Raw genomic sequence first — 283 nt, forward strand, 5'->3', positions numbered from 1 at the left:
CCAGGCACTCAGATATTATTCCGCACAGGGATATAATCTTATAAATACCTACCTGCGCGGAGGAGAGTATGTCAAGCATCAAGCTATTGAGACACTATTGTCGAGAAATTATTTACACAGTAATGAACCAACGCCTCAAGAATTTGATGCAGGAATGCGTGCATATATTCAGGATGTCACAGAGGGATTAAATGAGCTTGCTATAACGGATCATAAAAAAGTTTATCGGGGGTTAAAACTCGATAAATCAGAACTTAAGAATTTACTGGATAAATATACTACA

General features: G+C 37.5%; 1 pseudogene. It reads left to right on the top strand.

The window, feature by feature from the left end:
- A pseudogene (locus SLS51_RS23625) lies at positions 1-283 on the top strand (SPI-2 type III secretion system effector NAD(+)--protein-arginine ADP-ribosyltransferase SpvB); the annotation flags it as partial.

This window comes from Photorhabdus africana (genome assembly GCF_035181445.1).
Lineage (GTDB): Bacteria > Pseudomonadota > Gammaproteobacteria > Enterobacterales > Enterobacteriaceae > Photorhabdus > Photorhabdus laumondii.